At 74.5% G+C, this 13,081-nt stretch carries 11 protein-coding genes and 1 pseudogene; 8 read left to right on the top strand and 4 right to left on the bottom strand.

Annotated elements, in window-relative coordinates; all coding sequences use genetic code 11:
* Positions 1–10: 10 nt before the first annotated feature.
* The 3 genes from tsf to O7625_RS14850 form a co-directional block, all read right to left on the bottom strand.
* A complete protein-coding gene (gene tsf, locus O7625_RS14860) occupies positions 11–838 on the bottom strand; it encodes a translation elongation factor Ts (RefSeq protein ID WP_067314455.1) in 828 nt (275 codons plus the stop codon).
* 130 nt (positions 839–968) lie between these two features.
* On the bottom strand, positions 969–1,850 hold the full coding sequence (gene rpsB / locus O7625_RS14855) for a 30S ribosomal protein S2 (protein WP_282346555.1): 882 nt from the start codon (positions 1,848–1,850) through the stop codon (positions 969–971).
* 378 nt (positions 1,851–2,228) lie between these two features.
* A complete protein-coding gene (locus O7625_RS14850; protein ID WP_282346554.1) occupies positions 2,229–3,446 on the bottom strand; it encodes a hypothetical protein in 1,218 nt (405 codons plus the stop codon).
* Between the two features lie 225 nt (positions 3,447–3,671).
* On the opposite strand from O7625_RS14850, the gene O7625_RS14845 reads away from it, so the two are divergent.
* From O7625_RS14845 to O7625_RS14815, 7 genes are all read left to right on the top strand, one after another.
* A complete protein-coding gene (locus O7625_RS14845; protein ID WP_067307371.1) occupies positions 3,672–4,031 on the top strand; it encodes a YraN family protein in 360 nt (119 codons plus the stop codon).
* Positions 4,031–4,213: a hypothetical protein gene (locus tag O7625_RS14840; protein ID WP_282346553.1), complete on the top strand. Its 183-nt coding sequence runs from the start codon at positions 4,031–4,033 to the stop codon at positions 4,211–4,213. The genes O7625_RS14845 and O7625_RS14840 overlap by 1 nt, the downstream gene beginning before the upstream one ends.
* Positions 4,210–5,730: a YifB family Mg chelatase-like AAA ATPase gene (locus O7625_RS14835; RefSeq protein WP_067307365.1), complete on the top strand. Its 1,521-nt coding sequence runs from the start codon at positions 4,210–4,212 to the stop codon at positions 5,728–5,730. Before O7625_RS14840 ends, O7625_RS14835 begins: the two co-directional genes overlap by 4 nt.
* Complete coding sequence (locus O7625_RS14830) at positions 5,727–6,911, top strand: DNA-protecting protein DprA (RefSeq protein ID WP_282346552.1); 1,185 nt, start codon at positions 5,727–5,729, stop codon at positions 6,909–6,911. The genes O7625_RS14835 and O7625_RS14830 overlap by 4 nt, the downstream gene beginning before the upstream one ends.
* Positions 6,912–6,964: 53 nt before the next feature.
* Positions 6,965–8,296 (top strand): serine hydrolase domain-containing protein, encoded by a 1,332-nt coding sequence (locus O7625_RS14825; protein WP_282346550.1) that lies wholly within the window; start codon positions 6,965–6,967, stop codon positions 8,294–8,296.
* A 204-nt stretch (positions 8,297–8,500) separates the two neighbouring features.
* Positions 8,501–9,499, top strand: a complete 999-nt coding sequence (locus O7625_RS14820; protein WP_282346549.1) for a tyrosine recombinase XerC — start codon at positions 8,501–8,503, stop codon at positions 9,497–9,499.
* A 213-nt stretch (positions 9,500–9,712) separates the two neighbouring features.
* On the top strand, positions 9,713–10,894 hold the full coding sequence (locus tag O7625_RS14815; RefSeq protein WP_067307354.1) for an aminotransferase class V-fold PLP-dependent enzyme: 1,182 nt from the start codon (positions 9,713–9,715) through the stop codon (positions 10,892–10,894).
* Positions 10,895–10,988: 94 nt separating this feature from the next.
* On the opposite strand, the pseudogene O7625_RS14810 reads toward O7625_RS14815, so the two are convergent.
* Positions 10,989–11,549, bottom strand: a pseudogene (locus O7625_RS14810) (M23 family metallopeptidase); the annotation flags it as partial.
* Positions 11,550–11,924: 375 nt separating this feature from the next.
* On the opposite strand from O7625_RS14810, the gene O7625_RS14805 reads away from it, so the two are divergent.
* On the top strand, positions 11,925–13,031 hold the full coding sequence (locus O7625_RS14805; RefSeq protein ID WP_282346548.1) for a sulfite oxidase: 1,107 nt from the start codon (positions 11,925–11,927) through the stop codon (positions 13,029–13,031).
* Positions 13,032–13,081: the final 50 nt, after the last annotated feature.

The following is a 13,081-nucleotide window of genomic DNA, read 5'->3' as shown; positions in this document are numbered from 1 at the left end:
CGGTGGCGGCTCAGGCCTGGCCGACCTCGAACCGGACGAAGCGGGTCACCTCGATGCCGGCCTCGGCCAGCGCCTGCTTGACGGTCTTCTTGTTGTCGGAGACCGACGCCTGCTCGATCAGGACGTAGTCCTTGAAGAAGGCGTTCACCCGGCCCTCGACGATCTTCGGCAGCGCCGCCTCGGGCTTGTTCTCCTCGCGGGCGGTCTGCTCGGCGATCCGCCGCTCGGACTCGACGACCTCGGCCGGCACCTCGTCGCGGGTGACGTACTTCGGCCGCATCGCGGCGATCTGCATGGCGGTGCCCCGGGCGTCGGCGTCGGCGGCCTCGTCGGACTTACCGGTGTACTCCACCAGCACGCCGACGGCCGGCGGCAGGTCCTGGCTCTTGCGGTGCAGGTAGACCGCGACGGTGCCGTCGAGCTTGGCGAACCGGTTGAGCACCAGCTTCTCGCCGATCTTGGCGGACTGCTCCTGGACCACGTCGGCGACGGTCTTGCCGTCCAGCTCGGTGGCGAGCAGCTCCTCGGCGGTGCCGACGCCGCTGCGCTCACCGTGCTCGACGAGCTGCTGGGCCAGCGCGATGAACGCGTCGGTCTTGGCCACGAAGTCGGTCTCGCAGTTGAGTTCCAGCAGCGCCTTGCCGGAGTGCGCGACGAGGCCGTTGGCGGCGGTCCGGCCGGCCCGCTTGCCGACGTCCTTGGCGCCCTTGACGCGCAGGATCTCGACGGCCTTGTCGAAGTCGCCCTCAGCCTCGGTGAGCGCCTTCTTGCAGTCCATCATGCCGGCGCCGGTGAGGTCGCGGAGCTTCTTGACGTCCGCGGCGGTGAAGTTGGACATGACTCTCTCTTCGGTGTTGAGACTGCGGTGGGTGGTCTGAGGTGCCGGACCCCCGGCCCGGGGCCGGAGCTGCCCGGCAGTGACCGCCGCATCCCGCCGCCCGAACCGGCGGCGGGATGCGGCGGCGCGGTCACTCGGCGGCGGCGGCGGCCGGCTGCTCGGTGGTGGTGGCGGCGGGCTGCTCGGCGGCGGCGGCCGGCGTCTCGGCGGCAGCCGGCTCCTCGGCCTTCTTCGGCTCGAGCAGCTCGCGCTCCCACTCGGTCAGCGGCTCGTCGGTGCCGACCTGGCCCTCCGGCTTCTCGTCGCCACCACGACGCCGGCCGGACCGGGCGATCAGACCGTCGGCCACGGCGGCGGCCACGACCTTGGTCAGCAGCTCGGCGGAGCGGATCGCGTCGTCGTTGCCCGGGATCGGGAAGTCGACCTCGTCGGGGTCGCAGTTGGTGTCCAGCACCGCGATCACCGGGATGCCCAGCTTGCGGGCCTCGTCGACGGCGATGTGCTCCTTCTTGGTGTCGACGATCCAGACCGCGGCCGGGAGCTTCTGCATGTCCCGCAGACCACCGAGGGTCTTGGTGAGCTTGGTCTTCTCGCGGAACAGCTGAAGGGTCTCCTTCTTGGTGTAGCCGGCGGCGGTGCCGGTCAGGTCACCCAGCGCCTCCAGCTCCTTCATCCGCTGCAGCCGCTTGTACACCGTCTGGAAGTTGGTCAGCATGCCACCGAGCCAGCGGTGGTTGACGTACGGCTGACCGACCCGGGTGGCCTGCTCGGAGATGGCCTCCTGAGCCTGCTTCTTGGTGCCGACGAACAGGATGCTGCCGCCCTCGGCCACCGTGTTGCGCACGAAGTCGTACGCCTTCTCGATGTAGTCGAGGGTCTGGCGCAGGTCGATGATGTAGATGCCGTTGCGCTCGGTCATGATGAAGCGCTTCATCTTCGGGTTCCAGCGCCGGGTCTGGTGCCCGAAGTGGACACCGCTCTCCAGCAGCTGACGCATGGTCACGACGGCCATGGTGGGGTACTCCTCAAGATCCCTGGTTGTCACGCCCGGCCGGTGGCCGGGCGTCCTGGCGCCTGGTCGCCGGCCATGGTGGGCCCGAAGGAGATCGGGACCAGGGAGGCCGTCGCCCCACGACGAAACGTGGAGAAGGCACGCGAGGTCGACCGCGCAAGGCGGTCGCCAAGAGAACAGTGTACGCCTCCACCCCTCCACCCCACCTCGGGGTACGCGCCCGCATCCCGCCCCGCCGGTCGACGCGGCGTTCTCCCCGTCGGGACGGACGCTCGCTCCCCCCGTCGGCGCGGGTGCTCGCTCCCCGGTCCGCGTTCCCCGCCCGGGCGGGTGCCCTCCCGGGCGGGACCGGTGGGCCGGGGTGGACGCGGCGGCGGGTCAGCGGGCCGCGAGGGCGGCGGCGAGGAAGAGCACCAGCCCCACGGTGAGGTAGGCGGTCGGCGGGCGCAGCCAGCCCCGGTCGCCGTCGGTCATGGCCAGACCGCCGGCCCGCAGCCCGTACAGGCCGCCGGCGAAGATCGGCAGCCCGACCACCAGCAAGGTCCCCACGACGACGTGCGACACCGGGACCGGGTCGCCGGTGAGGCCGTGCAGCAGCACCCGCAGCGCCGGGATCTCGAAGACCAGGACCAGCAGTCCCAGCAGCACCGCCAGCACCGGCCGCCGGGTCCGGTAGACGCCGTCGGAGGCCGGTCCACCCGTCCGGTACGCCCCGTCGGTGCCGGTCGCTGCGTCCCGCCGGGGCGTGACCGGGGCCATCGGGCCGGTCGGCACCTCCAACGGGGAGGGCTCCGCCGGCCGGTGGGGCTCGATGATCGGATAGCCGCCCAACGCCGCCGGCCGGACCGGATCGGCGGGCTCGGAGGCACCCCCGGTCAACGGGCCGACACCGCTGACGCCCAGGACGCCGGAGTCGGCGGTGAACCGACCGGTGCCGCTGTCGCCCCCGGCGAGGCGACCGGTGCCGGTGCTGCCCAGCCTTCCCGTGCCGGTGTCACCGACACCCCGTCCCGTGCCGGTGCCGCCCAGCCGACCCGTACCGGTGTCACCGACACCGCGCCCCACGGCACCGCCCAGCGGACCCACCCCGCTGTCACCGACACCGCGCCCCACGGCACCGCCGAGCAGACCCACCCCGCTGTCACCGACACCGCGCCCCACGGCACCGCCGAGCGGACCCACCCCGCTGTCACCGACACCCCGGCCGGGGGTGCCCGTACCGCCGTCACCCAGGGGGCCGACGCCGCTGGTGGCGGCCTCCCGGGCGGCGCGACGACCCACCCGGTCGGTGGGCAGCTCGCCGGAGACCTCCGGGTCTTCCCGGCGGGAGCGGGTCGGCCGGTATCCGGTGCTGTCGCCGCCACCGTCACCCAACGGGTCGGCTGTGTCGAAACGTCCCGAGTCGAAGCGGTTCGCCTCGGCGTACCGGCCCTCCTCGGCGGCGCGCTGGTCCGGAGTGCGCAGCCCGTCGTCCCGTCGGCGTACGCCGCTCGCCGTCCGCCAGTCCGAGTCGTCGTATGCGCGTTCCCCGCCGGCCGGGTACCAGCGTGACTCCTGATCTTCGGGGTAGCTCCGTCGTGCGTCCACGTCCGGCACCGTATGCGACCGACCCGCCGCGCGCCATTCGCAGGTCGGACCAGCCGACAGCACCGATCGGACGGATCCCGGACGGGTGTTCACCAACCCGGGGACCAGGGGTTTTCCCGATTCCCTTAGCACACCGGCATCGTGATCGTCCGGTCGTCCACAGGGCGTCGCGTCGTCCACAGCCGTGCCGGCGGGTGTCGCGCTGCCCCCTGCCCCGCCGGCAGCCTGACGGGCATGACGAAGCGGAACCAGGCGGTTGGCGCGTACGGCGAACGGTGCGCCGTGCAGCACCTGATCGGGGCCGGGCTGCGCCCGGTGGCCCGCAACTGGCGCTGCCGGGAGGGGGAGATCGACGTCATCGCCTGGGACGGTCCGGTACTCGCCTTCTGCGAGGTGAAGACCCGTCGGGGTGACGCCTACGGCAGCCCCGCCGAGGCGGTCGTCCCGGCCAAGGCCCGACGGTTGCGCGGGCTCGCCGCCCGCTGGCTGGCCGAGACCGGGACCACCGCCGACGAGGTGCGCTTCGACGTCCTGTCGGTCCGGTTGCCGCAGGCCGGGCCGGCCCGGGTCGAGCACGTCAAGGGAGCCTTCTGATGACTGCCGACCTGTCGCCCGGCGACCCGGCGATCCACACCCTCACGACCACCGACACCCTGCCGGCCACCGATACCCTGCCGGCCACCCTCCCGGCCACCGACGCCCTGCCGGTGGCCGACAGCCTGCCGACCACCGACGCCCGGCCGGTCCGGGGCCTGCCGGAGGGGGCATCGCGGTGAGCTACGCCAAGGTGCTCGCGGTCGGTCTGGTCGGGGTCACCGGCCACCTGGTCGAGGTCGAGGCGGACCTCTCCCCCGGGTTGCCGGCGGTGATCATCTCGGGCCTGCCGGACACCGCGCTGCACGAGGCGCGGGACCGGGTCCGCGCCGCCGTGGTCAACTCCGGCCAGCGCTGGCCGAACCGCCGGATCACCCTCAACCTGCTGCCGGCCACGCTTCCCAAGCGCGGTTCGGCGTTCGACCTGGCCATTGCGGTCGCCCTGCTCGGGGCCGCCGGTGAGTTGCCGTTGCTACCGGTGGAGGGGGTGGTGGTACTGGGCGAGTTGGGGCTCGACGGCACGGTCCGGCCGATCCGGGGGGTGCTGCCGATGGTGGCCGCCGCCGCCCGCGCCGGCCTGGGCCGGGTGGTGGTGCCGGCGGGCAACGCCGCGGAGGCGGCGGTGGTCCCCGGGGTACGGGTTCGCGCCGTGGACACCCTGCACCGGCTCGTCGCCTTCGTCCGGGACGGGACTCCCCTGCTGGAGCCGCCGCCGGCCCTGCCCGTCGAGGCGTCGTCCGGGCCGGATCTCGCCGACATCGCCGGGCAGGCACTGGGCCGGCGGGCGTTGGAGGTGGCGGCAGCCGGTGGGCACCACCTCTCGCTGCTGGGGCCGCCCGGGGCCGGCAAGACCATGCTCGCCGAACGGTTGCCGTCGATCCTGCCGGAACTCGACGACGAGGACGCGTTGGAGGTCACCGCGCTGCACTCGATCGCCGGCACGCTGCCGCCGGACGGTCGGCTGCTGCGCCGGCCGCCGTTCCAGGCCCCGCACCACTCGGCCACCGTGCCGGCACTGGTCGGTGGCGGCTCAGGGCTGGCCCGACCGGGCGCGTTGTCGCTGGCCCATCGGGGGGTGCTCTTTCTCGACGAGGCCGCCGAGTTCAGCAAGGGCGCCCTGGAGGCGCTACGGCAGCCGCTGGAGAGCGGTTACGTCCACCTGGCCCGAGCCAGGGGCGGCACCCGCTACCCCGCCCGTGTGCAGCTGGTGCTGGCCGCCAACCCCTGCCCCTGTGCCCGGCCCGGCGGCGACACGCTCTGCGAGTGCAGTCCGCTGGCGCGGCGACGCTATCTCGGCCGGCTCTCCGGTCCGCTGCTGGACCGGATCGACGTGCAGATCAGGGTGCTGCCGGTACGGGCGGCCGAGTTGATGGGCACCGACCCGGACGGCGAGCCGTCGGCGACGGTCGCCGCCCGGGTGGCGCTGGCCCGCCGGGCCGCCGCCGAGCGGTGGGCACCGGTCGGTTACCGGCTCAACGCGGAGGTGTCCGGCCCGCTGCTCCGCCGGCCACCGTGGCGGCTCGCCGCCCAGACCACCGCCGAACTGCGGGGACGGCTCGACCGGGGTTCGCTGTCGGCCCGGGGCTTCGATCGGATCATTCGGCTCGCCTGGACGATCGCCGATCTCGACGGCCGGACCAGGCCCGATCGGGAGGACGTCCGGGAGGCCACCGGACTCAGGACAGGGGAGGAAGCGTGACCGGCACCGAGGACCTGCACGCCCGGGTGGCGCTGACCTGGCTCGCCGAGCCGGGCACCCGGTCGGTGCACCGACTGGTGGACCGGCTGGGGCCGGTCGCCACACTGCAGCTCCTGCTCGACGGCGGTGCCCCGGACGAGACGCTGCGGGCGGCGGTGGCGGCCCGGTTACCCGCGGGTGACCCGCGGGCGGTGGCCGCCGAGGCGGTGGCGCTCACCGACCGGCTCGGCGCGCGGATCGTCTCCCCGGCGGACGACGAGTGGCCCGTCGCGCTGGGCGACCTGGCCCGGCTGGTGTTGCCCGGAGCGAGCCGGAAGGTCGACCGGGAGACCGCCCCACCGCTCTGCCTCTGGGTCCGCGGCGGGTGGCCGTTGGCCGAGGTGCTGGACCGTTCGGTCGCCGTGGTCGGGGCACGGGCCGCCACCGGGTACGGCGTGCACGTCGCCACCGAGCTCGGGTACGGCCTGGCCGACCGCGAGTGGACGGTGGTCTCCGGGGGCGCGTTCGGCATCGACGCCGCCGCCCACCGGGGCGCGTTGAACGCCGGTGGCGTGACGGTGGCGGTGCTCGCCTGTGGCGTGGACCGCCCCTACCCGATGGGCAACTCCGCCCTCTTCGACCGGATCGCCGAGACGGGGTTGCTGATCAGCGAGTGGTTGCCGGGGGCCGAGCCGCTACGTCCCCGCTTCCTGATCCGTAACCGGGTGATCGCCGCCGGCACCCGGGGCAGCGTGCTGGTGGAGGCGGCGGCGCGCAGCGGCGCGGCCCAGACCATGCACCGGGCGGTGGCCCTGCGCCGACCGGCGATGATGGTGCCCGGTCCGGTCACCTCGGCGCTGTCCGTCGGCGCACACGAGTTGCTACGGGAATACCGTGACGCCCGGCTCGTCACCGGGCTCGCGCACGTCCTCGAGGAGGTGGGTCGGATCGGGTCCGATCTGGCCCCGCCCGCCCGGGGCGAGGAGCGCCCGACGGACGTCCTCGACGACGACGCGGCCCTGCTGCGCGAGTCGATGCCCCGCCGGGGCGTGATCAGCGCGGACGCGCTGGCCGCTCGGGCCGGGGTGCCGGTCCGGACGGCGTTGCGCAAACTCGCCCTGCTGGAGGAGTTGGGCCTGGTGACCCGCCGGGACGACGGCTACACCCTCACCCGTCCGCAGCCGTCCCACGGTCACGCCTGAGCGCGGGCGGGCCGATGACCTCCAGGGCAGATCCGGATGCGATGATCACTGCCGTGTCGATTCCCCGGCGTTCCGTCCTCGGTCTCGGGTTCGCTACCGCCCTCGGGGTGGCCGGCTGCGCCGCGAGCCCGCCCGCCGGGTCGACCGGCTCCTGGGCCACCGCCGCAGCGGGCGACGGTGCACCGGGCGGCCAGGGCGCCGCCGCGGCTGGTCGGCCGGGGGCGGCGGTCCGGGGCACCGCCCCCACCGCTGCCGCGAAGCCGCGCACCCTCACCGTGGCGCTCCAGCGCTACCTCCAGCCGACCACCGAGAACCCGAAGCACCCGACGTACGCCGGGGCGGTGGTGCTGGCGACGACCGACGGCGAGCCGACCGACCACCTGGCGGTCGGTGAGGCGCTGCGCTACGACGCCGGTCCGGTCCTGCTGCCTGCCGCGAAGCGGGTCGCCATGCGCCCCGACTCGATCTTCGACCTGGCCTCGCTCACCAAGGTCTACACCGCGATCCTCACCCTGCAACAGGTCGACGCGGGCCGGATCGACCTGGACGCGCCGGTGGTCCGCTACCTTCCCGAGTTCACCGGCACCGGCAAGTCCGCCGTCACCGTCGCGATGCTGCTGGCCCACACCAGCGGCCTGCCGGTCGGGGCCAAGGTGACCGGCTACCCGACGATGGCGGAGCGCTGGCGTGCGGTGCTGACCACACCGCTGGTCAGCGGCGCCGTCCCGGGCACCGTGTTCCGCTACTCCAGCGTCGGCCTGATGGTGGCCGGGAAGATCGTCGAGAAGGTCACCGGGCTCGGCCTCGACCGGGCGCTGAAGACCCACCTGACCACCCCGCTGGGGTTGCGCTACACCGGGTTCAACCCCAACACCTGGCTCGGTGCGACCGACCGGGCCAACCGGCTGGTCGCCACCGACGCCCGCTCCTCCCGGGGTCTGCTCCGGGGTGTGGTGCACGACGACGTCGCCAACCACCTGGGCGGCGTCGCCGGCCACGCCGGGATCTTCGCCCCCGCCGAGGAGGTGGCGGTGATCGGGCAACTGCTGCTCGACGGTGGCAGCTACGGCGGGAAGCGGATCCTCGCCCAGAGCACCGTCGCCCGGATGCTGCGCAATGCCAACACCGGCTTACCCGCGGTCGACCCGGACCGGCCGGGGCGCACCTCCGACCACGGCCTCGGAGTGGTGCTCCACCAGCCCTGGTTCATGGGCCGGCACTCCCGGCCCACCACGTTCGGGCACACCGGGTTCACCGGCACCTCGTTCCTGGTCCAACCCGACCGACGCCGGGTGCTGGTCCTGCTCACCAACCGCGCGCATCCGAACTGGAGCTGGGCCGACCCCGATCCGGCCCGGGTAGCCGTGGCCGACACCTTCGCCTGACCCGCCCGACGGCGGGTGCCAGGCCAGATGCCCCTGTCGGCGCTGCGGCCGGCACGCGACGGTGCCGCCGACGCGGCAGACAACACCTGCCCGTCGGCGTCCGTAAACTGGGCCGGTGCCCCCGGACGACCGCTCGACCCCCCTTCGGTTACCGCCGACCCGCCGGGGATGCCGTCGCCGGCCGGCCGTGGCGGGGGCGGGACGATGAGTCGACGCGGTACGGGCACCCGGGTCACCCACCAGGCGTTGCCGCCGGCCATGCGGGACGCGGTGGACGAGTTCGCCAGCCACCTCGCCCAGGTACGCAACCGGTCCGCGCACACCGTCCGGGCGTACGTCGCCGACCTGGTCTCGCTGCTCGACCACGCCGTGCGGATGGGCTGCACGGAGCCCGCCGACCTGGAGCTGGGCATCCTGCGCAGCTGGCTGGCGAAGCAACGGACGACCGGCGCGGCGCACAGCTCGTCGGCACGTCGGGCCGCCGCGGCGCGGACGTTCAGCGGATGGGCACACCGGTCCGGTCTGCTGGCCACCGACGTCGCCGCCCCGCTGGCCACCCCGAAGACGCGTCGGGAGCTGCCGGTGGTGCTCCGCGCCGACCAGGCCGCCGCCCTCGTCGAGGCACCCGGCGGCGGAACTCCCGCACCAGACGATGCCGGACTCCCGGTGCCACGGCCGGAGGCGGACGCGGTGACCGGGGCGGTCCTGTTACGGGACCGGGCGTTGCTCGAAATCCTCTACGCGACCGGCGCGCGGATCAGTGAGGTGTGTGGACTGGACGTCCCGGACGTCGACCACGAACGCCGGGTGATCCGGGTCCTCGGTAAGGGCAACCGGGAGCGGACGGTCCCGTACGGGCTGCCGGCCCAGCGGGCGATCGACCGGTGGCTGGCGGTGGGTCGGCCCGAGTTGGCCGGGTCGGCCTCCGACCGGGCGCTGTTCCTCGGTGCCCGGGGTGGCCGGCTGCATCCCACGATGGGCCGGCGGATCGTCGCCGGTTACGCCCGGACCGCCGGGCTGCCCCCGACCAGCCCGCACGGGCTGCGTCACTCGGCAGCCACCCACCTGCTCGACGGCGGTGCGGACCTGCGGGCGGTGCAGGAGCTGCTGGGGCACGCGTCTCTGGCGAGCACCCAGATCTACACCCACGTGTCGATGGAGCGGCTGCGCGCCGCCTACCGTCAGGCCCACCCCCGCACCTGACCTGCCGGGACGGGCCGGGCCTCCACCGGCCACTCCACCAACCGGCCACCCCACCGACCGACCGCCACCGCCGACCGGCCACCACACCCACCGACCGCCACCGCCGACCGAGCTTGGTCGTGCGACACAGCCGTGCAACACGGCCGCCGACCGGCCACGGCCGCCTACGGACGACCGGGTGGGCCGGCGATCATTGCCGGCTACCATCACCGCATGAGCGTCCCGCCGCCACCCGAGCCGATTCCCGGGGCACGACTGCTCTTCACCCTCGACCCCTCGGTCAGCTATCTCAACCACGGGGCGTTCGGCGCGGTGCCGCTCGGGGTGCAGCGGACCCAGCAACGGCTGCGCGACGAGATGGAGGCGAACCCGCAGCGCTTCTTCGGCCAGGCGCTGATCGACCGGCTCGCCCACACCCGGCGGCACCTGGCCGCCTTCCTCGGCGCCGACCCGGAGGGCACCGCCCTGGTCGGGAACACCACCACGGGGGTGGCCGTGGCCCTCCAGTCACTCGGTCTGCGCCCCGACGACGAGGTGCTCGGCACCGACCACGGGTATGGCGCGGTGAACCTCTCGGTGGCACGGGAGTGCCGGCGGACCGGCGCCACGACCCGTTCCCTGCACCTGCCCCGGGCAGCCAGCGACGCGCAGATCGTGGAGATCGTCCGGGCCGGGATCCGCCCGGGGCGGACCCGACTGCTCCTGGTCGACCAGCTCACCTCGGCCACCGCCCGGGTGCTGCCGGTCGCCGCGCTGGTGGCCGTGGCCCGGGAGCACGGTGTTCCCGTCCTGGTGGACGCCGCACACGTGCCCGGGATGCTGCCGGTCCAGGTGGACGCGATCGGGGCCGACTTCTGGGTGGGCAACCTGCACAAGTGGGGGTTCGCCCCACGCGGCACCGCAGTGCTGGTGGTCGCCCCGCCGTGGCGGGAGCGGATCGAGCCGTTGGTGGTGTCCTGGCAGCAGGCGAGCGGTTTCCCGGGCAACGTCGAGTGGCAGGCCACCCTCGACTACACCGGCTGGCTGAGCGCCCCGGCCGGCCTCTACACGCTCCGCAGCCTCGGCGTGGAGCGGGTCCGCGCGCACAATGCCGCGCTCGCGGCGTACGGGCAGCGGGTGGTCGGGGCGGCCCTCGGGGTGCCGCCGGCCGACCTGCCCGACCCGGGCGGGCCGGGGGTGGCGATGCGGATCGTGCCGCTGCCACCGGGGATCGCCGGCACCCTGGAGGAGGCGGGTGCCCTACGCACCCGGATCGCCGATCGGCTCGCCACCGAGGTGTCGGTGATGGCCTGGCACGGCCTGGGGTGGCTACGGCTCTGCGGCCAGGTATACAACACCGCCGACGAGTACGAACGGCTGGCGGCCCGACTGCCGGCGCTGCTGGCTGAGCGCTGACCGGGGCTGGCCGGATGCTGGTTGCAGACCGGCCAAGGCTGGCCGAGGGCCGATCGGGGCTGACCGAAGGCTGATCGGGGCTGACCGGCCACCCCACCGGGAGCAGGCGGACCGGGCCGAGGCCGAGCAGGGCCAGTGGATCCAGGTAGTCCGGACCCCGCCGCACCCCCCAGTGCAGGCAGCTTCCGGTCGGGACGGGGGTTCCCAGCGGGGGGCAGCCCGGATGCCCGGTCAACAGGGCTCCCAGCGGTGCGCCGGCCGCCACCACGTCACCCGGACGCGCCACGGGGCGGACCGGCTCGTAGGTGGTCCGCAGGCCGCCGGGGTGGCCGACGGTGACCACCGGTCGGCCGGCGACCATACCGGCGAAGAGCACGGTGCCGGCACCGGCCGACCGGACGGTGGCACCGGACGCGGCGGCGAGGTCCACGCCCCGGTGACCGGCGAGCCACGGTCGCGGTGGCGGGTCGAACCGGCGCACCGGCCGAGGTGGGCCGTCGAGCGGCCACCGGAACACCGGTGCCCGGGCGGACGGTGGTGGGGTGACCCGCCCGGCAGGCGGGGGCGGGGCAGACACGATCCCGGCGGGCCAGGGCGAACCGAACACGATCCCGGCGGCCCCGAGCGCCACCGCCCGCCGCAGTCCTGTACGCATCACCGCAGCATGGCGGGACCGCCGGGCCGACGCCACGGACCGGTCGTCCGCTGTGGACGACGGGGCCGGTTGGGGAAAACCCCCGCCCGGCCCGTCGATCTGCTATACCGCCCCGGTCCTGACCCGGCGCTCGACGGCCACGAAAACCCGGCCGGAGCGACCGGCAGGCGGACGACCACGAATCCCGGCCGGAGCGGCCGGCAGGCGGAGGGCCACGAACCCCCGGCCGGAGCGACCGGCAGGTCGAGGGCCACGAATCCCCGGCCCGGACGATCCGACGGAGGGGCGGCCACGGCCCGGCGGACGACCGGCGGGTCACCCGGCAGCGGTCTAGGCTGGCGGCAGCGCAGCCGGGCGCGGAGCGGGAGGGCACCGATGACCACCATGGACGAGGTGAGCCGACCGTCGCGGGTCGCCGGGGCGGACGAGGCGATCAGTCCCGAGGAGCTCCAGCTGGCCGCCCGTAACCACGGCATCCCGCTCGAAGCGCTGCGCTACGACGTCACCCCGGCCGGTCTGCACTACCTGCTCATCCACTACGACATCCCGGATCTCGACCCGGCCGCCCACACACTGACCGTGGACGGCGCGGTGGGTCGGCCGCTCCGGCTCGACCTGGCCGAGCTGCACGAGCGCCCCCGGGTGACCCACCGGGTCACGATGGAGTGCGCCGGCAACGGGCGGGCGTTGCTGCACCCGCGCCCGGTCAGCCAGCCGTGGCTGGTGGAGGCGGTGGGCAACGCCGAGTGGGCCGGCACCCCGTTGGCGCCGTTGCTGCGCGAGGCGGGGATCGCGCCCGACGCGGTGGACGTGGTGTTCACCGGTGCCGACCATGGCGTGGAACGCGGGGTGGAGCAGGACTACCAGCGGGCACTGCCGGTCGCCGACGCGCTGCGCGACGAGGTGTTGCTGGCGTACGAGATGAACGGCGCTCCCCTGCTGCCGCAGCACGGCGCACCGCTGCGGTTGATCGTCCCCGGCTGGTACGGCATGGCGCACGTCAAGTGGCTGCGCACGATCAGCGTGCTGACCGGGGAGTTCGACGGCTACCAGAACGCGGTGGCCTACCGGCTGCGGCGCGACGCCGACGACCCGGGTGTGCCGGTGACCCGGATCGAGCCCCGCGCACTGGTCCGGCCGCCGGGTTTCCCGGATTTCATGTCCCGCAGCAGGGTACTGCGGCCGGGACCGTGCACGGTGGACGGACGGGCCTGGTCGGGGCACGCCCCGGTGGTGTCCGTGGAGGTGACCACGGACGGCGGGGCGAGCTGGGAGCCGGCCACCCTGGACCGGCCGGGCGGCGGCGAGTGGTCCTGGCGGCGCTGGCGGTACGACTGGACCCCGCGGCCCGGCCGCTATTCGCTGGGGGCGCGGGCGACCGACGCGTCGGGGCGCACCCAGCCGGTGGAGCAGCCGTGGAACCGGGGTGGTTTCGCCAACAACCTCGTCCAGCGGGTGGACGTGCTCGTCGTCGCGGAGTGAGGCGGCCCGGTCCCGGCCCGGCGTCGACGGTGGGCGGCCGACGCCGGGCG

It is taken from the genome of Micromonospora sp. WMMD714, assembly GCF_029581315.1.
Lineage (GTDB): Bacteria > Actinomycetota > Actinomycetes > Mycobacteriales > Micromonosporaceae > Micromonospora > Micromonospora rifamycinica.
The sequence above is the reverse complement of the archived record's forward strand: the minus strand, read 5'-3'. Positions and strand labels throughout refer to the sequence as shown.